Origin of the sequence: Saccharomonospora xinjiangensis XJ-54 (assembly GCF_000258175.1) — a bacterium.
Lineage (GTDB): Bacteria > Actinomycetota > Actinomycetes > Mycobacteriales > Pseudonocardiaceae > Saccharomonospora > Saccharomonospora xinjiangensis.
Map to the genome: position 1 here is coordinate 1,392,065 of NZ_JH636049.1, position 23,300 is coordinate 1,415,364.

Here is a 23,300-nt window from a genome sequence, read left to right on the forward strand (position 1 = left end):
CATGCACGAACTGTCGATCACCCAGAGCATCGTGGACGCCGTCGTCGAGCACACCAGCGGCGCGCGGGTGTGCTCGGTTCGCCTTGAGATCGGTGCCCTGTCCGGCGTCGAGGCGGACGCGCTGCGGTTCTGCTTCGACGCGGTGACGAGGGGAACCCCGCTGGACGGCGCCGGATTGGTGATCGAGCCCGCGGCCGGGGCAGGCCGATGTGGACGGTGCGGTGCCGACGTGCCGCTGTCGTCGTTTCTCGACGCCTGCCCGTGCGGGTCGGTGGATGTGGCTGTCAGATCGGGACAACAACTACGAATTCTCGACGTGGAGGTGGAACGCGATGTGCGGGACCTGCGGATGTGACGAGGTCACTGCGGCCGGGACGAGTGAGACCGTCACGGTCGAGAAGGACGTGCTCGCCAAGAACGACCGGATCGCCGAGGAGAACCGGGCGTGGCTCGCCTCACGGTCGGTGTTCGCGGTGAACCTGATGAGCGCGCCGGGATCGGGCAAGACCACTCTGCTGGAGGCCACGGTACGTGTGCTGGCTGACGACGTGTTCGTCGGCGCGGTGGAGGGCGACCAGGCCGGTTCGCTCGACGCCGACCGGCTGCGTGCGGTGGGCTGCAGGGTGGTGCAGATCAACACCGGCTCAGGCTGCCATCTCGACGCTGGCATGCTGGCCCGTGCGCTGAGGGAGCTCGACCCGCAACGGGGCTCGCTCGTCGTGGTGGAGAACGTGGGAAACCTGGTGTGCCCCGCGCTGTTCGACCTCGGTGAGCGGCGCAGGGTCGTGCTGGCGTCCACTGCCGAGGGTGAGGACAAGCCGCTCAAGTACCCGCACATGTTCCGCGCGGCCGACCTCGTGGTGCTGACGAAGGCCGATCTCGTCCCGCATCTGACGTTCGACGTTGACCACTTCGCCAGGCACCTGAGCAGGGTGAATCGGTCGGCGGAACTGCTGGTGACCTCGGTGGTGTCCGGGGAGGGGCTACATCAGTGGTTCTCGTGGTTGCGGTCCGAGCTGGGAGTGCCGTCCCGCGAAGTGTCCGAACCGGCCGCGCCTGCCGAGCTGGAGGCACCGTCGGTGCCCTCGTAAGCACCCGCGGCCCCGTGCAGCGACGGTGACCGGGCCAGCAGAACCGTGCACGCGGCGATCAACGCGAATCCGGCGATCTCGGCGGCGATCCACCCGCCACCACGGACGTCCTCCCCGAAGACCGCGACGCCCCAGCCGATGCCGACCACGGGATTGGCGAGCGTCAGACCCGGCTGGGATGCCACGAGACTGCCTGCCCGCAACGTCGCCTGAAGGAGGAAGAACCCGGTCGGCCCCGCCACCACGACCGCGTAGGTCTGCCATGCCGAGAACACGGCGCCTGCGCCGTCGGGAAACAGTCCCGTCACCCCGGCGACGAGCACGGCGAGAAAGCCGAAGAACAGCCCGGACGCGATGCCGAGATAGGCGGCCCTGTGCGCGTAGCGGTAGCGATGCGCCACGACGACGAACGTGCCGATGATCAGAAGCGTCACCGCGCAGCCGACCGCCCACTTCGGCCCTGACACCTGCGTGGCACCGCCGCTTGGGGTCAGCGCGACGAGCAGCAGGGCGATGCCGGAGTTCATGCCGAGCACCGCAGTCCACTCCCGGATGTGCAGGCTCGCACCGAGCAGCATGGCTGACAGCACCAGTGTGAAGCCGAGTTCGGCCACGAGGATCGGTTGCACGAGTGAGATCGGCCCGGTGGACAGCGCGGCGACCTGGAACCCGAAGCCGCCGAGCATGGCCGCGATTCCCCCGAGCCACGCGGCACTGTGCCCGAGCTTCCACAGCAGGCGCGGTGACATCGCCTCGTCGGAGGGCACCTCACGGGCACCCTTGCGCTGGAGCACCGAGCCGAGCGCGTTGCACAGCGCGGCGGTCACGGCACAGACCACGGTCACCAGCACGGCGGCTCCCTTCAGCGGGCTGCCCTGTCGCGGGCGCCCACGACAACGGCCTGCCCGAAACCGATGCCGCCGTCGTTGCACGGCACGTGGCCGTGACTGAGCACGGTGAATCCGTGTTGCTCCAGCGCATCAACCGTCCTGCCGAGCAGCAGCCGGTTCGCGAACACCCCGCCGGACAGCGCGACGAGGCGTATCCCGGTGCGTTCGGCGATCTCCTGGCAGGTACGGCGGATCACGTCCGCGAGCCCGTTGTGGAACCGGGCGGCCACGAGTGCGGGGTCCACGCCCCGCCGATGGTCGTCCACGACGGCGCCGAGGAGTGCGGGCGAGTCCACGACCAGTGTTCCGCCGATGTCGGTGACGCCCGCGTGGTAGCCGTCCGGGTGATGCGGGTCGGCGCGCTGTTCGAGTTCGATCGCCGCCTGCCCCTCGTAGGTGACGGTGTCGCGCACCCCGAGAACGGCCGCGACGGCGTCGAACAGCCTGCCCGCGCTCGACGTCGCAGGCGTGTTCACGCGCGAATCGATCAGTTTCCGCACCTGCTCCCACCGGTCGCCCTGGCGTCGTGCCACCGCGAGGTCACCCGCACGCGAGTCCGCTCGCAGGTAGGCTGCGGCCATCCGCCACGGCTGCCGCACGGCGGCCTCGCCACCCGGCATCGGCACGGTCGCGAGGTGGCCTGCCCTCTCGAACGTCGCGCAGGTGGCGAGCAGGAACTCACCGCCCCACACGGTGCCGTCGGTGCCGTATCCGGTGCCGTCGAACGCCACCCCGATCGCGGGACCGTCCACACCGTTGTCCGCGAGGCACGCCGCCACGTGGGCGTGGTGGTGCTGCACCCCGATCGCGTCGAGGCCGGTCTCCTCCAGCGCGTACCGGGTGGACGCGTAGTCGGGATGCAGGTCGTGGGCCACCACCTCGGGGGTGATGTCGAAGAGGCGGCACAGGTGCTCGATCGACTCGGTGAACGACAGCAGGGTCTCGGCGTTCTTCAGATCACCGATGTGCGCGGACAGCACCGCTCTGCGCCCCGTGGCGAGGCAGACGGTGTTCTTCAACTCGGCACCGCAGGCGAGGACGGGACGCGGGAACTCGCGGGGGCAGGCAATCGGCTCGGGCGCGTAGCCACGCGACCGCCGCACCGGGATTACCCTGCCGCGCCAGGTCGTCACCACCGAGTCGTCCGCTCTGACGTGGATGGGGCGGTCGTGAACGAGGAAGGCGTCGGCGATGCCGGCCAGCCGGGCGAGCGCGTCGTCGTCGGTGAACGCGATGGGCTCGTCGGAGACGTTCCCGCTGGTGAGCACGATGGGTGTCGCGAGCTCACGCATCAGCAGGTGATGTAGCGGCGTGTACGGCAGCATGATCCCGAGCCTGCGAGTGCCGGGTGCCACCGCATCGGACACGGGTGCACCGGCGCCCCCCGCGTCACGGCGGTCGAGCAACACGACAGGACGGCGCCTTCCCGACAGCGCTCGCTCGGCGCATTCATCCACATGGCACAGACGCCTGGCTTCGGCGAGTGTCGCGACCATGACCGCGAAGGGTTTGTCCTCCCGGTGTTTCCGAACGCGCAGCGTCGCGGCGGCGTCGCGGCTCACGGCGTCGGCGGCGAGGTGGTAGCCGCCGAGCCCCTTGACGGCCACGATCATCCCCGCCCGCAGCAACTCGGCCGCCCGCGAGACCGGGTCCTCGCCCAGTGGCCGCCCGTGGGCATCGATGATCCGGAGCTGTGGACCGCACTCGGGACAACACACCGGCTGGGCGTGGAAGCGGCGGTCGGAAGGGTCGTGGTACTCGCGTGAGCACGCGCCGCACAGCGGAAATCCCGCCATCGTCGTGTTCGGCCGGTCGTACGGGATGTCGCGCACGATCGTGAAGCGGGGCCCGCAGTCGGTGCAGTTGACGAACGGGTAGCGGTAGCGCCGGTCGTGCGGGTCGAACAGCTCCCGAAGGCACGCCTCGCAGGTGGCGGAGTCGGCGGAGATCAGCGCCCTGCGCCGCCCCGACCCGTCACTGTCGAGAATGCGGAAGCCACGGCCTCCCCTCGGGACGAGCTCGACGACGGAAAGCTCGTGGATCGCCGCGAGTGGAGGGGCGTCCGAACGCAGTGCCTTGAGGAAACCGGACACCGCCTCTCTCGGTCCCTCGGCCTCGATCACGACGCCCGCGGTGTCATTGCCGACGTGCCCCGAGAGGGCGAGCCGCTGCGCCAGCCCGTGGACGAAAGGGCGGAATCCCACGCCTTGAACAACACCCTCGACACGGACCTCGACGCGCCTGACCGGGTCCGCACCGCACTCAGGCGTGTCCACGGCAGTGGCGGTGGCCCGCCTCGCTCGTCACTCTCGCTGACACGCACCCCCCGTACCCGCTCCGCTGCGGACCGAAACCCTGAGACCAGCGGCGTGGCGGCCGGAGAGCACCGGGTCCACGCGGGTCAGCCCGCCCACTCCTGGCGCAGGACCGCGTAGACGCTGGTGTCCTCCCACCCGTTCTTGATCCACAAATCGGCGCGGTGCAGTGCCTCGTGACGCATCCCGAGCCGCTCGCACAGTCGCGACGACGCCGTGTTGTCCGGATGAAGGTGGGCGATCACGCGATGCGCGCCGAGGGTCTCGAAGGTGTAGCCGAGCAGAGCGCGCGCCGCCTCGGTGGCGTAGCCACGGCCCCTGGCGTGTGGGGAGAAGATCCAGCCGATCTCCACGGTGGCGGAGGTGACCGACACGATGTTGAGCATGACGTCACCCACCACGGTGCCGTCCTCGTTCCGCACGACGGCGAGCCGGACGAAGTCGCCGTTCTCCCCCAGTGTCGAGCGGCTCTCGCACTCGGTGAGCTTGGCCCTCACCTCCTCGCGCGACAGGGGTTCGTTCAACAGGTAGCGGCAGGTGTCCTCACGCGAGAGATAGGCGTGCATCGCGTCGAGGTCCGAGACGGCCACCGGCCGCAGGGTCAGCCGTTCGGTGTGCAGGGTCGGCAACGATCGCTGCGGGCGAAGGTCGGGTGCGGGATGTGCGCGGGCATGCATGCCGCGATCATCTCGCGCCCGGTGGGAAGGCAGGCAACGCTTTTTCCTGCTGACGCCGTCATGTGGCACCACGGCGGTTCGCCGGGCGCGGCGACGTCGCGAGCCTCGGGTCACAGGTCAGCGCGGCCGTCGGCGGCGGGATGCGGGCGACCGCGCTCGCTGCGGCGGCGCTGTTGTGCGCCGGGATGCTCTCGACGCTGGTGGCCGCGAGGCAGGGCAGGCGCTGACGAAGTTCAACGACCGCGGCCCGCACATCGGTGCGGTGCGGGCCGCCGGTGTGGTCGCGGATGCTCACGCCGCGATGGCGTCAACCTCGAACAGCATGCCGGGCAGAGCCAGTGTGGCCACGCCGATGAGGGTCTGCGTCGGCGGGCGCTCGCCCCAGATCTCGGCGATCTGCCTGCCGAGCACCGCCAGCTTCTCGGTGTCGTGGTCCACGATGTACGTGCCCAGCCGCAGGACCGACGAGAAGTCGAGCCCCTCGGCGGCCAGCGCGATGCGGAGGTTCTCGAACGACTGGCGCACCTGGCCGGCGAAGTCGCCGGACACGAGGTTGCCCTCCGCGTCGGCCGCGTACTGACCCGCCACGAACACGAGCCCGCCCAGTCCGCGAGCGATGTGGCTGTAGCCGTACTTCACCGGATCGGCCAAGCCCTCCGGGTTGACGATGACGTGCGACATCGGCTGTTCCTTCCCCCCGGGCCGAGCGCCGAGCGCGCCCGAGCCATGGATGTGCTGTCACCCAACAACCACGGCTCCCATACACCTGATTCCCGGCCCGGGGCGATGAGTCGATGATCACAGGGGTGCCGCACACTCGCCCTGCACGGCGGAGCCACACCGGACCGCCCGAGCACAGCGATTATCCACTATGGAGCGTTGTCGGCCGCTGCCGCCGGGTTCGCGTCCTCGCGTTCGGGGACGGTCAGCAGTGCGGCTGCCCCGACCGTCCCCGCTGCGAGCAGAGCCGTGCCCGGCCAGCCGAACCACTCGACCGACGCCGCACCGAAGGCAGTACCGAGGCTTCCGCCCACGAAGTACACCAGCATGTAGGCGCTGTTGAAGCGCGAAGGGGCTGCGGGATTGATGGCGAGGACGGTGCTCTGGTTCGCGACCTGAGCGGCGAACAGACCGGCGTCGAAGAGCGCGAGACACACCAGCGTCACGGCGGTGTTCTCCAGCGCGAAACCGATGACGGCGGCGGCCGCTCCCGTGAGTGCGAGGCCGACCAGGATCACGCGGCGGGCGCCTGCCCTGTCGGTCCAGGTACCGGCGATCCGTGTCGCGACGATGCCGGAAAGGCCGGCCAGCGCGTACAGGCCGATCCGCTCGGCCGAGTACGAGAACGGGGGTTCCGAGAGGGCTACCGCGAGCCCCGCCCACACGGCGCAGAACGCGAAGAACCACAGGGCTCCGCGAAGCGCCGCGAGCCGGAGGACGGAATACCGGACGACCAGGCCGGGGATCGAGCGCAAGGTGGCGAGGTAGCCGCGCCCGCCGCCACCTTGCGTGGCGGGAAGCAGGGACAGGCAAGACACCGCGACAACGGCACAAGCCGCGGCGAAGACCAGGATCATGCCGCGCCAGCCGATCTCGTCGGCGAGCCACCCACCGACGATCCTGCCGGCGAGGATTCCTGCCGAGATCCCGGCGGTCACGATCCCCAGAATCGTCGCGCGCCGGTGAGGCGGGGCAAGCCGGGCGGCCACCGAGCTGAGCCCGGCACCGACCGCCGAACACGCGCCGATCACGCCGATCACCGGCCCCAGCGCCCACACGCTGCTGACAACGGTGTTCACCGCCAGCGCGGCAGCCAGGACCGCGAACTGCATCGCCAGCACCCGGTTCGCGGGGAACCGATCGACCATCGGCACGAGCAGAGCGAGGCCGATCAGGTATCCGGCGGGACCGCACGCCAGCGCGAAGCCCACAGCGGTGACTGGAGAACCCAGTGAGCCGGCCACATCGGCGATCGCGGGCTGCAGCGGGTAGATCGCAGAGGTCCCCAACGCCGCCGCGAGCGACATGAACCACACGACGGGAGCGCGGAGCGGAGCCGCGATCGGGGTCGTCGCGGCGAAGTCAACGTTCACACCGATCGACCGTAGGAACGGGCACGGTCGGAGGCTGGCGGAATCCGGACCTCACCGTAGGACGTCCGGCCACTCCACCGGGCGAGAGTAGCTCGTCGGCAGGACCCCGTGATGGCCCGCACATCAAGGGCGGCCCCTCCCTGCCCTATCCTTCGGCATCCCCTGGAATCGACAGCCTGGCGCCCGGCGAAACGACCAGCGCCAACACCAGTCCGATCACGATGGCACAGGCTGACGTGATCAAGTAGAAGATGAATGCCTTAGCGCCGATCCGCCCGAGTGCACCAGGATCGATAGCCGAAACACCTGCTATCAGAGTCAAGATGATCAGCGGCATGACCAGCATCGTCAGTAGTGGCGATTCGCAGGACTCGACGTGGCAGTCAAAGTAGAGTCGTGCAACCCCACAGCCAGCTTCAAAGACCGGGGCACCTCCGTGGTGATCAGTACCTTGCGCGCTCAAGGCATTCACGCGGTGCTGGAGGACTCCAGCGGCAACGGCGGCTCCTCCTTCGCCGCCTACTGCGCTGCGGCTGGCATGGACGCGCAAATCCTCGCCCCGGAAACAACCTCGTCTTTTAAGATCCTTCAGAGCAACGTCCACGGCGCCTCGGTGAACCTCATTCCGGGGACCCGGCAGGACACCGCTGACGAAGCACTTCGCCGCTCCGCCGAGCGGTTCTACGCCAGCCACAACTGGCACCCCCAATTCATCGAAGGCACCAAGCTCATCGCCTACGAAATGTGGGAAGACCTCGGATTCACAACACCGACCGCCATCGTCATCCCGGCCGGTGCAGGCAGCCTCGTGCTGGGTTGCGCCATCGGTTTCTCCGAGCTTTACCGGGCCGGAGAAATCACGCACCTTCCGCGTCTACTGGTCGCCCAGCCCGCACACTGCAGCCCACTGGTCCACGCGTTCACCTCGGGCGTCGATGCGGTCGAACCGGCCGAATGGCGGAGGACGATCGCCGAGGGGACCTCCATCGCGCGTCCGGTCCGCGACCGCGAGGTACTACGCGCGATCCGTGACAGCGGAGGTGCGATGACCGCTGTCCCCGAGGAGAAGCTGCGTCCAGCGACCCTCGAACTGGCCAAGACCGGCCTCTACACCGAACCCACCAGCGCACAAGTAGTACCCGCTGTCGAACAGTTCGCCCGTAACGGCCAGCTCAGTCGCGATGACACGATCGTCGCCGTACTGACCGGCTCCGGACTCAAAGCCAGCACCGCGATGACCCAACTACTCGACCGCTGAGCCTACACGGAGACCATTGGTCGGCACGGGCTCACGCATTCCGGTGGTCGCGCTGCTGCGCACGAAAGTCTGCCGCCGAACAGATCATCGACATCGCTACGGCTTGCCCTCTCGCCCCAGCATGCGCGACCTCGGTCGAGCCGAGCCGTGTCGGTAGCAGGTCCCTGTGACGACGCACTTCCCTGCCGCCCGCCACCACGAACATCATGCGGACTGGGTGCCGACGCACCCACCGGTTGAGGCCTGTGCCTCAACCGGCACCGGGCTGCCACGGGCCCTGGGCTCGCGCGCTGGTTCAGTTCAGGAAGGTACATTCGCCCGTCATCATGAAAAAAGCCGCTACCTTCGGAAAACCGTCGGTAGCGGCATCGAGCGTTCACACTCTCGCCAATGTGGTGGAGCTAAGGGGACTCGAACCCCTGACCCCCTCACTGCCAGTGAGGTGCGCTACCAGCTGCGCCATAGCCCCGTGTTCATCTGTACCCAGAACTATACAAGGCCCGAAAACCGCCCTCGACCGGGGGTCGCTATCTGTCCGACCGCAGTGTCGCGGGGTCGAAGGTGTCGAGGTCGTAGTCGTCGGCCTCGCCCTGCGCGCCGTCTCCCGCGTCGTGCTGACGAGCGGCGCCGCCCGTACGGCGTTCGGTCTCCCGAAGGCGTAGCTCGCGCCGCCGCTGGAACTCCTCCACAGTGATGCCCGTGTCGGCCTGCGGGTCGCGAGCAGGCGCAGGCATGCCGGAGAGCTGCTCGATGAGGTAGGTCATGTCCTCGCCCAGCCGCAACGCCACCAGGTTGTAGCTCGCCTGGATGGCCTCGCGCATGGCCACCTGCGCCACCTCGACGATGAGCGAGCCGAGTCGCTGCGGCCCCCAGTTCACGGCAGACGGCGCCAGCCACAGCCGCAGCAGCGTGCCGCGCGCGTCCACCGTCAACTCCATCGTGTTGTCGATGTCGTGCGCGGTGCCCGTTGCCGTGGCCATGAGCGCGTCCACGGACGCCAGCGCGTCCTGACGTGCCCTGGCCTGCGCGATGAGCTCCCTGGTGCTTCCTCCGCCGACCGGCACCTGCTCGATCACCGTGTTCCTCTCCCCCACACGGAACCGGGTTCCTCGTTCTCGTCCTCGGGCAGCGGCTCGTAGCCGAGGGACGCCAACGTGGCGTCGCCGTCAGGTCCGAGCACAGGCGACAACGCGCGGTACATGCGGTCGCCCGCACGCCGCGTGGCGGTGTGTGCCAGCGCCAGGATCTGCTGAGCGAGCGCGTCGGTGCCCGACCTCAGCGCGGCGTGCGTCAGCCGAACCTCCGTCAGCAACCCTCCCGGAGCCACCTCGACCCGCACTGCGCCGTCACCGGACTCCGCCACCCCGCTGACAGCACCCATCCTGGCGAACTGGCCCGCGGCTCGCTCCGAGGTCTGCCGCACCTGCTCGTCGATCCGGTCAGCCTCACGCTGCGCGTCGAGTTCCATAACACCCCCATGAACAACCGCGAATCCACGCGAACCCCAACCGTCGCCCGACGGCACGGCCAACCCTATCCGGTCGGCCGGTAGAAGCCGATGAACTGCTGTCCGGCGTTGGTGGTGCGGATGGGACCGATCTGAACCGGGTCCCCTGCCTCGATCATGAGGCCGTCGCCGACGACCATCGCGACGTGACCCGACCAGACGACGAGGTCGCCCGGCAGCAACTGGTCCTGCGACGGCACCTCGGCGCCCACCGTCTGCTGCTGCGCGAGCCTCGGGATCTCCAGCCCAGCCTCGCCGTACGACGTCATGGTGAGCCCGCTGCAATCCAGCCCGACGCCGCGTGCCGTGCCGCCCCAGACATAGGGGACGCCGAGCTGCGAGATCGCCGCGCGCACAGCCTTGGCCGCCGTCTCGTTCGGCGCCTCGACCGTCTGCCCGTTCGGCAGATTGATCTTCACTCCGGTGCCGGGCTGCGGCGGGATGGCCACGGGCAGGCGAGGTTTGGTGACGGCTCCGCCCCCACCGCTGTAGCCGCCGCCTGCACCGCCACCACCACCGCCGCCGCCACCACCGGAGCCCTGCGAGTTGAACGACGACGCCACCTCGGTACTCGCGCTGCTCGCGGTGGTGGACCCGCTATCCCTGCCGAGCTTGCCCGCGATACCGGTCAAGGTGGAGAGCGTGCGGTCGCTGATGTCGGCCGACTGCCCGGTCAACTCCGCGATCTTCTGCTGAAGCGCCACCATTAACTCGCGGACGGCGGCCTGGCCACCCGTGGGCACCGGCGGCGTCTGCCTCGCGGCGGCGACCGCCTTCATCGTCTTGCTGATCTCGCGGATGATCTCCTCGCGGACCCGGTCGTTCTCGACCTGACCCACCTTGAGAGCCTCGGCGGCCTCGGCCACGGCGTTCTCGATCTCGACGCTCTCGTCGAGCAGCGCCTGGACCTCGTCCTCCAGCGCCTGCGCGGTGCCGACGGCGTTGTCGGTGGCGTTGCCGGACGAGCGTTCCGCCAGCAGCGCCCGCTGTGCCGATGCGGTGCCGCGGACACCGTCCAGCGACGTCCTCAGCCTCGACTGCCCGCCGACGGCGGAGTCGATCGCCGTGTCGTCGGTTCGCATCCGCCTGGCGAACTGGTCGGGCAGGTCCAGTGCCGCCCTCGTGACGTCCGCGGTCTCGGTCATCTCAGCTCCCTGCCCAGCCGCTGGACGGTTTCCTGCTGCTCGGCCTCGACGACCTCGTAGTTCGCGCTGGTGCGGCGGGCCGCGTCGGCCATCGCCGACCAGTTGCCCCCAAGCTTGCTCAGCCGCTCCTGAATCCCGCGCATCCGCGCGGTGTAGGCGCCGGCGAACCCGGCTTCCGTTCCCATCGCGGAGAACCCGTCGCCACCCAGTTCGACGTTCGGCGAGACATGCCGGTCGGATGCCTGCCTCACGTCGTCGCCGGTGGGGTCGATACTGCGGGCGTAGTGGTCGTACGCGCCTTCCTCGACCCAGAAACCCGTGTGTGGTGTGCCGTCCACGTCACCCTCCTTCGCGTGAGTGCGACGCGGCCGGACCCCACCCGGTTCCCCAGCGCGTGCACTCCGGGTCGAACACTAGAACACCCGGAGTGCACGCGAGGGCCGAATGCTCAACTCGTGGCCGTTCCCACGACCTTGTCGAGCCAAGCCGGGTCACCGATGTCCACGATCTTGCCGTTCGCGACGACGGTCGGCGTGCCGAAGCCGACCCTGCCGCCCCCGAAGTCGCGGCGCAGGCTCGTGTCCGCGCTGACGCGCTCCATCTCCTCGGTGAGCACCTTCTCGTACTTGCCGTTGCGGACGCCCTCGGCGAACGCCTTGTCGGTGATACCGAGATCCCGCCCCAGCTGGATCAGTTGGTCCTTGTCGTAGCCGCGCTTGCCTTCTTCCGGCTGGTTGGCGAAGAGGCTGTCGTGGAACTCGACGAACTTGCCCGCGTCGGCCGCGAGCAGAGCAGCATTGGCCGACTCCATGGAGTAGCCGGGCGGATCGGACATCTCCACCAGCATCGGCAGCATGTGCTGGCGAACCTGCACCGTGCCGTCGGCGACTTTCTGCTTGATCTGCGCGCCGTACTGCTGGTCGAACGTGGCGCACACGGGGCACAGGAAGTCGGCGTACACGTCGATGGTCGCGGGCGCGTTCTCGTCACCGAGCACCACCACGGCGCCGTCCCTGCGCTCGGCGATCTCCGTCTGCCCCGTCTCGGTGGGGATCTTCTGCCCTTCGGTGGCGTTCTTGGCCGCGTTGGTCCAGATGAGACCACCGACCACCACAGCGAGCACGGCCACGACCACGCCGACGATCACGGCGACGCGCTTGCCGTCGCCACCACGCCGCGCGGCGGAGACGGCCTTCGCGCCGCTGCTCCTACCGGCCACCTGCTGTTGACGCCGCTTCCTCGCCGTCCGCTCCGCTCCGCCCACTGGGGTCCTTCCTCGATTCGTCATTCAATTCGGCGGGCTCGGCCTGGTACGTCTCAGACCTCGTCTCGCCCCGCCCTCGCCGCAACCATCGGTCGATCGACAACGGCGTGTCCGGCCTCACCCACAACCACACCGCGAGCGCCAGGAACCCGATGTCCCGCGCAAGTTCCTCCGGGTAGGCCGTCTCGCCCGGCTTCACCTCGCCGCCGCCGCCGAAGCACCCGCAGTCGATCGTCAGACCCCTCGCCCACGACTGCGCGACCCCTGCGATGAACACGACGAGTAACGCCGCCGAGGCCACCGCCGTGATCCGGGTCGCCACCCCGAACAGCAGAAGCAGACCCAACACGATCTCCACCAGCGGCAACGCGGTCGCCACCACACCGATCAACGAGTCCGGCAGGACGTCGTACGCCTGCACCGCGAGGTACGTCTGGCCGGGGTCGGAGACCTTCAGGACCCCTGACACCAACCAGATGGCGGCAAGGCCGAGCCTGACGAGCAATCCGACGCCTCGAAGCAGCCGTCCACGGGAGGGAAGCACAACGTCTAGGCTAGCCAGCGCACCTGTGAAAATGATGAGGGGCAAGGGTGATGCGACGGCTCAGCTGCCTGGTCAACGCGGCCGTAGCAGGGCTTCTGCTCGCGGCGTGTTCGGCGACCGGTGCCGAACACGACTCGATTGTCGCCCGCGCGAGTGACACCGAATCGTTGACCATCGGCATCCGATTCGATCAGCCTGGCTTGGCGGAGCGCACCGTGGACGGACGGTTCGTCGGCTTCGACGCCGACGTCGCGCGGTTCGTCGCAGGGGAACTCGGTGTGGCCGAGGAGAACATCGTCTGGAAGGAGACGATCCCGGCCGAACGGGAGGAGGCCCTCGTCTCCGGTTCCGTCGATATGGTGGTGGCCTCTTATTCGATCACCGAGGAACGCACGCGAGAGGTGACGTTCGCGGGCCCGTACTTCGAGACGGGGCAGGATCTGCTTGTGCGGCGCACCTCCAGTGACATCACGGATTCCGATTCCCTCGCTGGAAGAACGGTGTGCACGTCCACGGGTTCAACCTCCGCGAGCAACGTCAAACGCCGCTTCGGTACGTCGGTGACGCTCGTCGAGTACCCGCGCATCTCCGAGTGCGTCACCGCGCTGCTGGCAGGCAGGGTGGACGCCGTGACGACGGACGGCGCCATCCTCGCTGGATACGTCGCGCAGAACCCCGAACTCGTGAGACTCGCAGGTCGGCAGTGGTCAATCGAGCGTTACGGGATCGGTCTCCGTCAGGGCGACACCGAGGGAAGGGCCGCCGTCAACGCCGCCCTCAGGAAGATGATCGACTCGGGTTCGTGGAGGGCGTCGCTGGAACGACATCTCGCCCCGTCCGGCATCGAGGTCTCCCAGCCGCCGAAGGTCGAAGGGCCGTGACCTGGCCCGGTATCGCGGAGTGGCCCGATCTTCCCGTGCGGGCGGTGCTCGGCGAGATCGGCCACGCACTGGACACGCACGGCAGCGCGGTCCTCGTCGCGCCGCCCGGTACGGGCAAGACCACGCTCGTCCCGCTGGCGCTTGCGGGGCTCGGCCCCCGAGAGGGCGCCGCGGTGGGACCGCGCAACAAGACAGCGGTGGGACCGCGCAACAAGACAGCGGTGGAACCGCGCAACAAGACAGCGGTGGGACCGCGCAACAAGACAGCGGTCGAACCGCGCAAAGTTGTCGTGGCCGAGCCACGCAGGATCGCCGCGAGAGCGGCGGCTGCCCGGATGGCGGCGTTGCTCGGTGAACAGGTCGGGGGCACGGTCGGCTACTCGGTGAGAGGTGATCGCAAGGTCTCGGCGAGGACCCGCATTGAGGTGGTCACCTCCGGCCTGCTCGTGCGACGGCTTCAGAACGATCCGGAGCTTTCCGACACGTCCGTGGTGGTGCTCGACGAGTGCCACGAACGCCAGCTCGACGCCGACCTGCTGCTGGCGCTGCTGCTGGACGCACGCGCGGGGCTGCGGGACGATCTGCGAATTCTCGCCATGTCTGCGACCGTGGCGGCGGACCGGCTGGCCACGCTCCTCGGCGACGCTGCCGTCGTCACCGCGGAGGCACCCCTGCACCCGGTCGAGGTCGTGCACCGGCCGCCCGGAAGGGGCGAACGCATCGAGGCTGGTGTCGCCAGGTGTGTGAGGTCGGCGTTGTCGGCTCACGACGGTGACATCCTCGCGTTCCTTCCCGGCGTGGCCGAGATCGACAGGGTCGCCTGCCTTCTCGACGGGATCGACGCCGACGTTGTCGCACTGCACGGCAGGCTGCCGGGACGGCAACAGGATCTGGCGCTCACCCCGGGACCGCGCAGGCGCGTCGTGCTGGCGACGGCGGTGGCGGAGTCGAGCCTGACAGTGCCGGGGGTCCGGGTCGTCGTGGACTCCGGACTCGCCCGCGTGCCACGCGTGGATCACCGTCGCGGCCTTCCCGGTCTGGCGACGGTACGGGTGTCCCGCGCGGTCGCCGAGCAACGCTCCGGCAGGGCGGGCCGGGAGGCACCGGGGGTGGCGTATCGCTGCTGGAGCCGGGCGGAGGGTGCGAGCCTGCCTGCCTATCCGGAACCGGAGATCCGCACGGCCGAGTTGTCGCGACTGGCGCTCGAACTGGCGTGCTGGTCCACTCCGGACGGTGCGGGGCTCGTCTGGTTGGATTCGCCACCGGAGGGCGCGCTGGCCGCGGGCAGGAACGTGCTGTCCACGCTGGGTGCCGTGGACGAGTCCGGCCGCCCCACCGAGCGGGGGCGGCGGATGGCCTCCGTAGGACTGCACCCACGGCTCGCCCGCGCGCTGCTCGACGGGGCACGGGAGGTGGGCGCCCTGGCAGCGGCCGAGGTCGTGGCACTGCTCGACGCGGGGTCGGCGCGCACCGATCTCGACGCTGAGCTCACCCGCCTCCGCCGCGCCGACGACGCGGTGGCACGGCGCTGGCACAGGGAGGTGACCCGGCTCGCTGCGCTGGTGGACGACGACGCCGATGGCCCGCCCGACCCTGCGGCGGTGGTGGCTCTGGCCTTTCCCGAGCGGCTCGCCCGTCGCAGGCACGGCGCCTCACCCGTCTATCTGATGGCGAGTGGAACAGCCGTGGAGGTTCCGCGGGGAAGCGGTCTTGGGGACAGCGAATGGCTCGCCGTGGCCGAGGCGACGCGCGAACCGGGTCGCGCCCACGGCGTGGTGCGGCTGGCCGCTGTCGCAGACGAGCGACTGGCGACACGAGCCGGGGCCGCACTCGTCAACGAGTCCGACGAGATCGCGTGGATCGACGGCGACGTCGTGGCGCGCCGGGTGCGGCGGCTGGGCGCTGTGACGCTCTCCGAACAGCCGCTGGCATCGCCCGATCCCTCGGCCGTGCGGGCGGCGGTGTCGGAGGGGCTGCGCAAGATCGGACTCCGGCTGCTCCCGTGGCCGCAGGCCGCCACCCGGCTGCGGGAGCGCCTCACCTTCCTGAACCGGAGTCTCGGCGAGCCGTGGCCACCGGTGTCGGACACCGAACTGCTCTCGCGGATCGACGACTGGCTCGGGCCGGAACTCGCCTCCGTGCGCCGCAGGGCCGATTTCGCCGGTATCGACACCGCCACGGCTCTGCGCAGGCTGCTGCCGTGGCCGCAGGCGTCGCGGTTCGACGAGCTGGCACCGGATCGGCTTCAGGTGCCCAGCGGTTCGTCGGTGAGGGTGGACTATTCCGGTGCCGAGCCCGTGCTCGCGGTGAAGCTCCAGGAGACGTTCGGCTGGCGCACGACGCCGAGAATCGCCGACGGCGCTGTTCCCGTCGTCCTCCACCTACTGTCACCCGCGGGGCGCCCGGCCGCGGTGACCTCCGACCTGGAGTCCTTCTGGCAGCACGGTTACCCGGCGGTGCGGGCGGAACTGCGAGGCCGTTACCCGAAACACCCGTGGCCACCCGCCCCGCTGACCGCCACTCCCAGCAAAGGCACGAAGCGCCGCTGACTTCCCGCACGCGTGTCCGCACTTCCCGCACGCGTGTCCGCACTTCCCGCACGCGTGTCCGCACTTCCCGCACGCGTGTCCGCACTTCCCGCACGCGTGTCCGCACTTCCCGCACGCGTGTCCGCAGCCTCCGGCGCGGACACGGACGGCAACTGCCAACACCCGCACACACACTGCGGACACGAGCGCACAGGCTACAAACACCCGTGCGCAGACTGCGGACACACGCGACGCGGTGTGCGTCAGCGCATCTCCCCTCTGCTGCCGGAGTCCACGAGCGGCCGAAGATCCACAGGCAGCGAGTCGCGGACCTTGCCCAGAACTCCTTGGGTCGCCTCACCGGTCACCTCAAGGACCACCCGCGACCCGTACACCGCGTTCGGTTCGGGAAGATGCCCGCGTTCGGAGACCCTGCGCACGAATTCGTCGAGTCCGAAGCGCTCCCCCGATCCGGCGCCGCCCATGGTGACGGTCCTGCGCAGGTTCTCGCCGATCTCGGTGGGAAGCTGATCGGCCAGGTGAGCGGCCAATTGCTCGGGGATGCGTTCCCCGAGCGTCTCCAGAGTGGCGCGGGTCAGTCCTTCCGCCTCACCGCGACTGGCCAGCTGTGCGCGGGCCTGCACCTGACCGATGAAGTGATCGTGGTCCATGGGATCACCCCTTCTCCAGCCGCCGGGCCAGCAACTCCTTGCCCTGTTCACCAGCCTTCAGATTGTTGTGCTGGATCTTGCGGAACCAGGTCGCGAGTTCGCTGTCGCCCTCGCGCTCGGCATCAGCGATGTAGGTTTCCATCTGCCAGGCGTACTCGAGCGATGCTTGGAGAACGCTGATGAGGTTGTAGTTCTTGTCCTTGACCGGACTCTGCGGTTGCGCCGTCATCGGTGCCTCCTCTCCCGCAGTCGCAGACTTGCCGGGCGTAGGAGGGTCCAAACAGCCGCGCCCTCAGCCGTCCAACGCAAGCCGGGTTCGCCGAGAACACCCGTAGACGCGACGACGGGCCACCCAATCCAAGGGTGGCCCGTCGTCGTCGGTGGAGGTGCCGGGAATCGAACCCGGGTCCTCTGTCGCCTTTCCAGGGCTTCTCCGTGCGCAGTTCGCTGTGTCTCTGCTCGGCCCCACCGGTCACGCGAACAAGCCGGTGTGACGGGCCCAGCCACTGTTTGCTTCCCAACCGGGTCCCGTGGCCGGAACCGGCGGTGAGCCTCCTAGCTGATGCCGGCGAACCGGGGCGGAGGCATCCCCGGGCCGACAGACTTCACACTCGCTCAGGCGGCGAGGGCGAAGTCGCGCTGACTGTTCGTCTTGGCGCTTGTATTTATTGCGACGACGCTCACGGTGGTCGTTGCCTGCACCGGCACGCTTCCCCTGGATCAACGTCCAGAGTCGAAACCGTTCACCCCCTCGTCCAGTCGATCTCTTCCGATCGCTGCATCCAGGATAACGCGGACCGCAACCCCATAATTCCCACGGGTTCCACGGCGGGGACGGCGGGGACGGTGGGGACAGCCCCACCCCCACGAGACCGGCAGGCCTGATTGTCGGCGAGTCGGGCGTGCTCGATGCTGATGACACCACGAAAGACGTGAAAGGAACCTCACAGCCATGTCAACGGCCCGGTCCCACGACGACCATGAGCGCTCCCGACCCTCCATCGGAGGCTCGCTCGCCTACCTGCTGTTGAGCTTCCCCGTCGGTGTCAGCGCCTTCGTCGTCCTGCTGACCTTGACAGTCCTGGGGGTCGGCACCGCGATTGTGTGGGTCGGCCTGCCGGTGCTCGGCGCCACGGTGCTGTTGACGAGGGGAGCCGCCGTCACGGAGCGGGCCCGGGTTTACGCCCTCCTCGGCAACTACATTCCTCCCGCGACCCGCCCCCTGCCCGAGGGCAACTTCCGGCAGCGGTGGCGGACACGGCTCACCGACACGGCCACGTGGCGCGAATACACCTACCTCTTCCTTCTCTTCCCCATCGGCATCGTCGAGTTCGTGCTGATGGTCGCCACCTGGGGTGTCTCGCTGGCCCTTCTCGGGTTGCCGATCTACTACCGCTCCCTTCCGGGCGGCGTGTGGCACTTCCCCTCCTATGACCCCGCAGTGCGCTGGGTGACCGTCGATTCCGTGTGGTCGGCGCTGCCCTGGGCGGCGATCGGCCTGGTGTTCGTGGTCATCACCGCGCTGTTCACGCAGCGGCTGGGAGCCGCACACGGGCGCTTCGCCAGGGCCATGCTCGGCCCAACGTACGCGCGGATGCGGGAGCTGGACGAGGACGACGCCGAGACGGCTCAGTCTCTGATGCGGCCGTGACCGCGGAGAATGGGGTCATGCCCAAGGACGCCTCAGCGGGTTCGCCACGCTTCCCGGAGCGCCCCGCAGCGTGGCGGACGATCCTGTTCATGGTCGTGAGCTTCCCGCTGCGGATCCTGCAGTTCGTCCTCCTCGTCTGCGGCGGGCTCATCGGCGCCGCCACCGTGATCATCTGGATCGGCATCCCGATACTGGCCGTGACGATCTGGCTGGTTCACGCCTTCGGCGACCTGGAACGGGTCTGGCTACGGAAGACGCTCTGCGTGGACGTCCCCGACGCGGAGCGCGCGCGGAGTGAAGGCGGGTGGGGACGCCGCTGGCTCGCGCAGGCGACCGATCCGACGACGTGGCGCGACCTCGCGTACCTGATGCTTGTCTTCCCCGTCGGAATCCTCGAATTCGCTCTCGGTCTCGTCGCCATCCTGCTGGTCCCGGTGGCGGTCTGGGTCGTCCCCTCACTCGGGTGGCTGCACGCACAGCTCGCCATCACCCTGCTCGGGCCGCCGAAGGCACGCAGGGCCGAAGCCAGGGCGCAACGCCTCCAGGCGTCCCGAGCGCGGGGAGTGGACGCCGCCGAGGCGGAACGACGGCGCATCGAGCGGGATCTCCACGACGGCGCGCAACAGCGGCTCGTGTCCGTGGCCATGACCCTGGGCAGGGCGAAGGCCAAGGTCGGCGTCGGCGCGCAACCCGACACCGACGCGCTTCGAGCGCTGATCGACGAGGCGCATTCCGACGCGAAACTTGCCGTGTCGGAGCTGCGTGACCTCGCGAGGGGCATCTACCCCGCCGTGCTGGCGGACCGGGGTCTGGACGCCGCGCTGTCCGCGCAGGCCGCCAAGTCGCCCATTCCCGTCGATGTGTCGGTGGACGTGGAGCCCCGCCCTCCGGCGGCCGTCGAGACGACGGCCTACTTCATCGTGGGGGAATCGCTGACCAACACCGCCAAACACGCCGAAGCGGACAGGGCGTCCGTGAAGGTGTGGCGCGACGGCGACACCGTCGTCGTGGAGGTGACCGACGACGGTAAGGGAGGCGCCGGTCTGCGACCGAACGGTGGCCTCGCAGGGCTGGCCGACCGGGCTGCGACCATAGACGGCACAGTCACCGTCGTCAGCCCACCCGGGGGCCCCACCGTGGTCCGCGCGATCCTTCCGTGCACCTGGTGAGCTGACGCGCACACCTTGGAGCACACACATGCGCGTGGTCATCGCGGAGGACGCCGTCCTGCTGCGGGTAGGGGTCCAGCGGCTGCTGGCCGACGACGGGGTCGAAACGGTGGCCGCTGTGGACAACGGCGACGACCTCGTGGAAGCGGTCCAGCGGCACCGCCCCGACCTCGCCATCGCGGACGTGCGCATGCCACCGACGTTCACCGACGAGGGGTTGCGGGCCGCATTACGGGCCCGGCGCCTGCTGCCTGGACTACCGGTACTCGTGTTGTCCCAGTACGTCGAGGAGACGTACGCGGTGGAACTGCTGTCCGGCGGAGCGGGCGGCGTTGGTTACCTGCTCAAGGAGCGGGTCGCCGACGTGGCCGAATTCCTCGACGCCATCCGCAGGGTGGCAGCGGGAGGCACCGCGATCGATCCGGAAGTGATCACTCAGCTCATGGCACGGGGACGCCGCAGCCCGCTCGAAACACTCACCCCGAGGGAGACGGAGGTGCTCGGCCTCATGGCTCAGGGCCTCACGAACAGCGCCATCGCGGCACGCCTCGTGGTGTCTCACGGCGCCGTGGAGAAACACATCGGCAACATCTTCGCCAAGCTCGGTCTCGAAGCGAGCGACACAGAACACCGCCGGGTCCGCGCAGTTCTCACCTACCTCGGCCGCTGAACCGATCTGATTCCCGCCCGCGTCGCGCGGGCGATTTGGTCACGGAAAGGACCGGAAAAACTCCCGTGAACCGAGGTTCTTCGCGCGGTCGGCTTCGCCGTGCCCGCACGCGCGGGCCACGCAGACCCGCGGGCATCGGACCGTCCACTGTGGTGCCTCGCCGGGGTAGGGCCAGCCCCACCTCGAAGACACCGGCTCGCACCGCTGTTTTCCGCTCCCTCGTGGACCAGGCTCGGATCATGACTTTGAGTCCTCCAAGGCCGGTGACAGTCGCGCCGTCCCGAGACCGCTTCCTCGACGTCGTGCGCGCGCTGGCCATCGCGGCCGTCGTCGTTCAACACTGGACCATGCCGGTGCTCGGCTACGCCGACGGCACCCTCACCGCGGGCAACGCGCTCACCACGCCCGGCTGGTGGGCCGTCACCTGGCTTTCTCAGGTCATGCCCCTCGTGTTCTTCACGGGAGGGGCCGCCAATCATCTTTCGCTCTCCCGCGGCGGTGCGGCGGCACCGTGGTTGGCAACCAGGCTCGGCAGGCTCCTGTTTCCCGTGTTGCCGCTGCTGGCCGTGTGGGCGGTCGTTCCGCCAGCCCTGCGTCTGTTCGGCGTGCCGGAACAACCGGTGGCGCTGGCTGGTTCCATCGCGGCGCAGCTTCTGTGGTTCCTCGGCGTCTACCTCATCACCGTGCTCGCCACGCCGTTGCTCGCGGCGGCTCACCGTCGCTGGCGCTGGGCCGTTCCGGCAGCGCTCGCGAGTATGGCCGCGCTGGTGGACATCGCCCGCTTCGACGGAGTGCCGTACGTCGGGTACGCCAACGCGGTCTTCGTCTGGCTCGCGATCCACCAGCTCGGATTCTTCTACTCCGACGGCACTCTCCGCGCACTGTCCCGGCGCGCCGCGCTGATCATGTCCGCGACGGGTTTCGGTGTCACCGCGCTGCTCGTGTCGGCAGGCCCTTACGTGGCCAGCATGATCGGCATGCCCGGTGCCCCGATGTCCAACATGAGCCCTCCCGCCGCCGTCCTGGTGTCACTCGCCGTCGGGCAGATCGGGCTCGCGCTCGCCGCCCGCGACCTCCTTACAGCGTGGGCCAACCTCCCCTCGGTCGCGGCGGTCCTCGGCTGGGTCGGCCCCCGCTTCATGACCGTGTACCTATGGCACATGCCTGCGCTCATCGGGCTCGCCGCCCTGACGGTGCTCTGGCTCGACTACGCGACACCGGTGCCCGGCACGATCACCTGGCTCGCCACCGTTCCGGGCTGGCTGCTCTCGGCAGGCGCGCTCCTCGCGGTGCTACTCCGCGTCTTCGGCCGCTTCGAGACCCGGGTGCCGCGCTGCGCCCCCGCTCCCATGCCCCTGCTCTGCGTCGCCGCGCTGCTCGCCGCGACGGGGACCCTCACGCTCGCCGCGACGGGTTTCTCCTCGGCTCCGTGGCCGTGGATCGCCCTGATCGTCGTCGCCTACGCACTCATCCGCGTCCCTATCCGGAACGGGACACGGAACCGGACGCCGGTGCCTGCCTGAGCAACCGCGACGGCGTGTCGTGCAGTACCGCGCGCAGGAAAGACCGGCCGAGCCGCGGATCCGACTCCGCCCACCCAGCCACCGCGCGCAGCTGGGTGGCGTAGGAGTAAGGGATGTTCGGGAAGTCCGTGCCCAGCACCACGCGATCGGCGAGCTCGGCGAGCCTGCTCGGCCAGTCACTGGGCACCGGCATGAACTCCTCCGTGAACGGAACACCGACCATCGTGGTGTCGAGGTAGACATTCGGGTACCGCCGCACCAGCGCCAGCGCGGCGTCGTACTCCGGCATACCCGCGTGCGCGAGAACCGTCACCAGCCCGGGATGCCGCCGCAGCACCTGCTCGAAGACCCCGATGCCGGTGTGCTCACCGCGCAACGGCCCGTGCCCGCAGTGCACGACCACCGGCACGGCCGCATCCGCGATCAGCCCCCAGGCGCCGTCGAGGATCGCGTCGGCTGGGTCGTAGCCGCCCACCTGCACGTGGGCTTTGAAACACCGCACCCCGGCGGCCAGCGCCTCTGCCACGTAGCCCGACACCGTCGGCTCGGCGTACAGCGTCGCCGTGGGAACGGCTTCGGGCACCTCGGCGGCGAACTCGCGAACCCAGGTGTTGAGCCAGTCCGCCATGTCCGGCTTGTGCGGGTAGACGAGCGGAGCGAATGTTCGCACTCCCAGCGAGCGGAGCGTCGCGATCCGCTCGTGCTGCGGCACGCGGTACCGGACCGGCCACCTCATGCCGTAGTTGCGCTCGGCGTCGTCGAAGTACGCCCACACCTTGCGCAACACCCGCTCCGGCAGAAAATGCACGTGGATGTCCACAATCCCGTCGAGCCCGAGGCCCCGCACCCAGTCGGCCACATCCGTGTCCGACCTCGGCCCGGGGCCGTCCCGATCGGGCCTCAACGGCGGTACTTGCCCTTGGCGGCCCTGCCGATCGCACGCGCCATCTCGCGCTGCGCATCGCGCTTGGCGATCGCCTGCCGCTTGTCGTGCGCCTTGCGGCCCTTCGCCAGCGCCAGCTCGACCTTGACCTTGCCCTCTTTGAAGTAGAGGGAAAGGGGAACGAGGCTGAGGCCCGACTCCTTCGTCTTGCCGATCAGCTTCTCGATCTCCTTGCGGTGCAGCAGGAGCTTGCGCGTCCGCCTCGGCTCGTGGTTGGTCCACGTGCCGTGCGAGTACTCGGGGATGTGCAGGCCCCGCAGGAACACCTCGCCGTCGTCCACGGTGGCGAACGAGTCGGCCAGCGACGCCTTGCCCGCGCGCAGGCTCTTCACCTCGGTGCCGACGAGCGCCACCCCGGCCTCATAGGTGTCGATGATCGTGTAGTCGTGCCGGGCACGCCGGTTCGACGCGATCACCTTCTGACCGACTTCCTTCGCCATAACTCGACTGTAGCTCTCCCTGCCGTCCTGCCCGACCGAA

At 69.2% G+C, this 23,300-nt stretch carries 26 protein-coding genes, 1 tRNA gene and 1 other RNA gene; 10 read left to right on the top strand and 18 right to left on the bottom strand.

Annotated elements, in window-relative coordinates:
- Position 1: 1 nt before the first annotated feature.
- Together SACXIDRAFT_RS05805 and hypB are read left to right on the top strand one after the other, a co-directional pair.
- Positions 2-355: a hydrogenase maturation nickel metallochaperone HypA/HybF gene (locus SACXIDRAFT_RS05805; protein ID WP_006237575.1), complete on the top strand. Its 354-nt coding sequence runs from the start codon at positions 2-4 to the stop codon at positions 353-355.
- On the top strand, positions 333-1,091 hold the full coding sequence (hypB, locus tag SACXIDRAFT_RS05810; RefSeq protein WP_006237576.1) for a hydrogenase nickel incorporation protein HypB: 759 nt from the start codon (positions 333-335) through the stop codon (positions 1,089-1,091). The genes SACXIDRAFT_RS05805 and hypB overlap by 23 nt, the downstream gene beginning before the upstream one ends.
- Here hypB and SACXIDRAFT_RS05815 read toward each other — a convergent pair.
- The 3 genes from SACXIDRAFT_RS05815 to SACXIDRAFT_RS05825 all read right to left on the bottom strand — a co-directional run bounded on the left by SACXIDRAFT_RS05815 (position 989) and on the right by SACXIDRAFT_RS05825 (position 4,973).
- The gene (locus tag SACXIDRAFT_RS05815; protein WP_006237577.1) at positions 989-1,942 is read right to left on the bottom strand and encodes a DMT family transporter; all 954 of its coding nucleotides are present in this window, start codon (positions 1,940-1,942) and stop codon (positions 989-991) included. The two genes, hypB and SACXIDRAFT_RS05815, sit on opposite strands and share 103 nt — an antisense overlap.
- 11 nt (positions 1,943-1,953) lie before the next feature.
- A complete protein-coding gene (gene hypF / locus SACXIDRAFT_RS05820; RefSeq protein ID WP_006237578.1) occupies positions 1,954-4,257 on the bottom strand; it encodes a carbamoyltransferase HypF in 2,304 nt (767 codons plus the stop codon).
- Between the two features lie 125 nt (positions 4,258-4,382).
- Positions 4,383-4,973 carry a GNAT family N-acetyltransferase gene (locus SACXIDRAFT_RS05825; RefSeq protein WP_006237579.1) on the bottom strand — a complete coding sequence of 197 codons (591 nt, stop codon included), beginning with the start codon at positions 4,971-4,973 and terminating at the stop codon, positions 4,383-4,385.
- Positions 4,974-5,035: 62 nt separating this feature from the next.
- Here SACXIDRAFT_RS05825 and SACXIDRAFT_RS23010 point away from each other — a divergent pair, with 62 nt between their 5' ends.
- Positions 5,036-5,200, top strand: a complete 165-nt coding sequence (locus SACXIDRAFT_RS23010; RefSeq protein WP_232285259.1) for a hypothetical protein — start codon at positions 5,036-5,038, stop codon at positions 5,198-5,200.
- Positions 5,201-5,264: 64 nt separating this feature from the next.
- Here SACXIDRAFT_RS23010 and SACXIDRAFT_RS05835 read toward each other — a convergent pair whose 3' ends face one another.
- The 3 genes from SACXIDRAFT_RS05835 to SACXIDRAFT_RS05845 all read right to left on the bottom strand — a co-directional run bounded on the left by SACXIDRAFT_RS05835 (position 5,265) and on the right by SACXIDRAFT_RS05845 (position 7,412).
- Positions 5,265-5,654: a RidA family protein gene (locus SACXIDRAFT_RS05835; RefSeq protein ID WP_006237581.1), complete on the bottom strand. Its 390-nt coding sequence runs from the start codon at positions 5,652-5,654 to the stop codon at positions 5,265-5,267.
- 188 nt (positions 5,655-5,842) lie between these two features.
- Positions 5,843-7,066, bottom strand: a complete 1,224-nt coding sequence (locus tag SACXIDRAFT_RS05840; protein WP_006237582.1) for an MFS transporter — start codon at positions 7,064-7,066, stop codon at positions 5,843-5,845.
- Between the two features lie 145 nt (positions 7,067-7,211).
- On the bottom strand, positions 7,212-7,412 hold the full coding sequence (locus SACXIDRAFT_RS05845) for a cation:dicarboxylate symporter family transporter (protein WP_040922061.1): 201 nt from the start codon (positions 7,410-7,412) through the stop codon (positions 7,212-7,214).
- A 30-nt stretch (positions 7,413-7,442) separates the two neighbouring features.
- Between SACXIDRAFT_RS05845 and SACXIDRAFT_RS05850 the strand changes: the two genes are divergently transcribed.
- Positions 7,443-8,324 carry a pyridoxal-phosphate dependent enzyme gene (locus SACXIDRAFT_RS05850; RefSeq protein ID WP_006237583.1) on the top strand — a complete coding sequence of 294 codons (882 nt, stop codon included), beginning with the start codon at positions 7,443-7,445 and terminating at the stop codon, positions 8,322-8,324.
- Positions 8,325-8,717: 393 nt separating this feature from the next.
- Here the strand turns inward: SACXIDRAFT_RS05850 and SACXIDRAFT_RS05855 are convergent.
- The 7 genes from SACXIDRAFT_RS05855 to SACXIDRAFT_RS05885 form a co-directional block, all read right to left on the bottom strand.
- Positions 8,718-8,793, bottom strand: a tRNA-Ala gene (locus SACXIDRAFT_RS05855).
- 58 nt (positions 8,794-8,851) lie between these two features.
- Positions 8,852-9,400: a YbaB/EbfC family nucleoid-associated protein gene (locus SACXIDRAFT_RS05860; RefSeq protein WP_006237584.1), complete on the bottom strand. Its 549-nt coding sequence runs from the start codon at positions 9,398-9,400 to the stop codon at positions 8,852-8,854.
- Complete coding sequence (locus tag SACXIDRAFT_RS05865) at positions 9,397-9,792, bottom strand: YbaB/EbfC family nucleoid-associated protein (protein WP_006237585.1); 396 nt, start codon at positions 9,790-9,792, stop codon at positions 9,397-9,399. Before SACXIDRAFT_RS05865 ends, SACXIDRAFT_RS05860 begins: the two co-directional genes overlap by 4 nt.
- Before the next feature lie 65 nt (positions 9,793-9,857).
- Positions 9,858-10,976 carry a C40 family peptidase gene (locus SACXIDRAFT_RS05870; protein ID WP_006237586.1) on the bottom strand — a complete coding sequence of 373 codons (1,119 nt, stop codon included), beginning with the start codon at positions 10,974-10,976 and terminating at the stop codon, positions 9,858-9,860.
- A complete protein-coding gene (locus SACXIDRAFT_RS05875) occupies positions 10,973-11,314 on the bottom strand; it encodes a hypothetical protein (protein ID WP_006237587.1) in 342 nt (113 codons plus the stop codon). Before SACXIDRAFT_RS05875 ends, SACXIDRAFT_RS05870 begins: the two co-directional genes overlap by 4 nt.
- 110 nt (positions 11,315-11,424) lie before the next feature.
- Positions 11,425-12,240, bottom strand: a complete 816-nt coding sequence (locus SACXIDRAFT_RS05880; RefSeq protein ID WP_006237588.1) for a DsbA family protein — start codon at positions 12,238-12,240, stop codon at positions 11,425-11,427.
- Positions 12,185-12,784 (bottom strand): MauE/DoxX family redox-associated membrane protein, encoded by a 600-nt coding sequence (locus SACXIDRAFT_RS05885; RefSeq protein WP_006237589.1) that lies wholly within the window; start codon positions 12,782-12,784, stop codon positions 12,185-12,187. Before SACXIDRAFT_RS05885 ends, SACXIDRAFT_RS05880 begins: the two co-directional genes overlap by 56 nt.
- 50 nt (positions 12,785-12,834) lie before the next feature.
- On the opposite strand from SACXIDRAFT_RS05885, the gene SACXIDRAFT_RS05890 reads away from it, so the two are divergent.
- On the top strand, positions 12,835-13,665 hold the full coding sequence (locus tag SACXIDRAFT_RS05890) for a glutamate ABC transporter substrate-binding protein (protein WP_006237590.1): 831 nt from the start codon (positions 12,835-12,837) through the stop codon (positions 13,663-13,665).
- Positions 13,662-16,214 (top strand): ATP-dependent helicase HrpB, encoded by a 2,553-nt coding sequence (gene hrpB / locus SACXIDRAFT_RS05895; RefSeq protein WP_006237591.1) that lies wholly within the window; start codon positions 13,662-13,664, stop codon positions 16,212-16,214. The genes SACXIDRAFT_RS05890 and hrpB overlap by 4 nt, the downstream gene beginning before the upstream one ends.
- A 242-nt stretch (positions 16,215-16,456) precedes the next feature.
- Here hrpB and SACXIDRAFT_RS05900 read toward each other — a convergent pair whose 3' ends face one another.
- From SACXIDRAFT_RS05900 to ssrA, 3 genes are all read right to left on the bottom strand, one after another.
- Entirely contained in the window at positions 16,457-16,864 is a 408-nt protein-coding gene (locus SACXIDRAFT_RS05900) for a DUF2267 domain-containing protein (RefSeq protein WP_006237592.1), read from the bottom strand.
- 4 nt (positions 16,865-16,868) lie between these two features.
- Positions 16,869-17,093 carry a hypothetical protein gene (locus SACXIDRAFT_RS05905; RefSeq protein ID WP_006237593.1) on the bottom strand — a complete coding sequence of 75 codons (225 nt, stop codon included), beginning with the start codon at positions 17,091-17,093 and terminating at the stop codon, positions 16,869-16,871.
- A gap of 149 nt (positions 17,094-17,242) precedes the next feature.
- Positions 17,243-17,615, bottom strand: a transfer-messenger RNA (tmRNA) gene (gene ssrA / locus SACXIDRAFT_RS22260).
- 201 nt (positions 17,616-17,816) lie between these two features.
- Between ssrA and SACXIDRAFT_RS05910 the strand changes: the two genes are divergently transcribed.
- The 4 genes from SACXIDRAFT_RS05910 (at position 17,817) to SACXIDRAFT_RS05925 (ending at position 21,877) form a co-directional block, all read left to right on the top strand.
- On the top strand, positions 17,817-18,515 hold the full coding sequence (locus SACXIDRAFT_RS05910; RefSeq protein ID WP_006237594.1) for a sensor domain-containing protein: 699 nt from the start codon (positions 17,817-17,819) through the stop codon (positions 18,513-18,515).
- A gap of 17 nt (positions 18,516-18,532) precedes the next feature.
- On the top strand, positions 18,533-19,684 hold the full coding sequence (locus SACXIDRAFT_RS05915; RefSeq protein ID WP_006237595.1) for a sensor histidine kinase: 1,152 nt from the start codon (positions 18,533-18,535) through the stop codon (positions 19,682-19,684).
- Positions 19,685-19,712: 28 nt separating this feature from the next.
- Positions 19,713-20,354, top strand: coding sequence for a response regulator transcription factor (locus tag SACXIDRAFT_RS05920; RefSeq protein WP_006237596.1), 642 nt, complete (start codon positions 19,713-19,715; stop codon positions 20,352-20,354).
- A 239-nt stretch (positions 20,355-20,593) separates the two neighbouring features.
- A complete protein-coding gene (locus SACXIDRAFT_RS05925) occupies positions 20,594-21,877 on the top strand; it encodes an acyltransferase family protein (RefSeq protein ID WP_006237597.1) in 1,284 nt (427 codons plus the stop codon).
- On the opposite strand, the gene SACXIDRAFT_RS05930 is transcribed toward SACXIDRAFT_RS05925, so the two are convergent.
- Together SACXIDRAFT_RS05930 and smpB are read right to left on the bottom strand one after the other, a co-directional pair.
- Positions 21,834-22,781 (bottom strand): amidohydrolase family protein, encoded by a 948-nt coding sequence (locus SACXIDRAFT_RS05930; protein ID WP_006237598.1) that lies wholly within the window; start codon positions 22,779-22,781, stop codon positions 21,834-21,836. The genes SACXIDRAFT_RS05925 and SACXIDRAFT_RS05930 overlap by 44 nt on opposite strands.
- On the bottom strand, positions 22,778-23,260 hold the full coding sequence (gene smpB, locus SACXIDRAFT_RS05935) for an SsrA-binding protein SmpB (RefSeq protein WP_006237599.1): 483 nt from the start codon (positions 23,258-23,260) through the stop codon (positions 22,778-22,780). The genes SACXIDRAFT_RS05930 and smpB overlap by 4 nt, the downstream gene beginning before the upstream one ends.
- Positions 23,261-23,300: the final 40 nt, after the last annotated feature.

What these genes read in the sequence shown, in the direction of transcription:
- SACXIDRAFT_RS05805 (WP_006237575.1), top strand. Translation starts at nt 2, where the DNA reads ATGCACGAACTGTCGATCACCCAGAGCATCGTGGACGCCGTCGTCGAG.
- hypB (WP_006237576.1), top strand. Translation starts at nt 333, where the DNA reads ATGTGCGGGACCTGCGGATGTGACGAGGTCACTGCGGCCGGGACGAGT.
- SACXIDRAFT_RS05825 (WP_006237579.1), bottom strand. Translation starts at nt 4,973, where the DNA reads ATGCATGCCCGCGCACATCCCGCACCCGACCTTCGCCCGCAGCGATCG.
- SACXIDRAFT_RS05835 (WP_006237581.1), bottom strand. Translation starts at nt 5,654, where the DNA reads ATGTCGCACGTCATCGTCAACCCGGAGGGCTTGGCCGATCCGGTGAAG.
- SACXIDRAFT_RS05845 (WP_040922061.1), bottom strand. Translation starts at nt 7,412, where the DNA reads ATGCTGGTCATGCCGCTGATCATCTTGACTCTGATAGCAGGTGTTTCG.
- SACXIDRAFT_RS05865 (WP_006237585.1), bottom strand. Translation starts at nt 9,792, where the DNA reads ATGGAACTCGACGCGCAGCGTGAGGCTGACCGGATCGACGAGCAGGTG.
- SACXIDRAFT_RS05870 (WP_006237586.1), bottom strand. Translation starts at nt 10,976, where the DNA reads ATGACCGAGACCGCGGACGTCACGAGGGCGGCACTGGACCTGCCCGAC.
- SACXIDRAFT_RS05890 (WP_006237590.1), top strand. Translation starts at nt 12,835, where the DNA reads ATGCGACGGCTCAGCTGCCTGGTCAACGCGGCCGTAGCAGGGCTTCTG.
- SACXIDRAFT_RS05900 (WP_006237592.1), bottom strand. Translation starts at nt 16,864, where the DNA reads ATGGACCACGATCACTTCATCGGTCAGGTGCAGGCCCGCGCACAGCTG.
- SACXIDRAFT_RS05905 (WP_006237593.1), bottom strand. Translation starts at nt 17,093, where the DNA reads ATGACGGCGCAACCGCAGAGTCCGGTCAAGGACAAGAACTACAACCTC.
- SACXIDRAFT_RS05910 (WP_006237594.1), top strand. Translation starts at nt 17,817, where the DNA reads ATGTCAACGGCCCGGTCCCACGACGACCATGAGCGCTCCCGACCCTCC.
- SACXIDRAFT_RS05915 (WP_006237595.1), top strand. Translation starts at nt 18,533, where the DNA reads ATGCCCAAGGACGCCTCAGCGGGTTCGCCACGCTTCCCGGAGCGCCCC.
- SACXIDRAFT_RS05920 (WP_006237596.1), top strand. Translation starts at nt 19,713, where the DNA reads ATGCGCGTGGTCATCGCGGAGGACGCCGTCCTGCTGCGGGTAGGGGTC.
- SACXIDRAFT_RS05925 (WP_006237597.1), top strand. Translation starts at nt 20,594, where the DNA reads ATGACTTTGAGTCCTCCAAGGCCGGTGACAGTCGCGCCGTCCCGAGAC.
- smpB (WP_006237599.1), bottom strand. Translation starts at nt 23,260, where the DNA reads ATGGCGAAGGAAGTCGGTCAGAAGGTGATCGCGTCGAACCGGCGTGCC.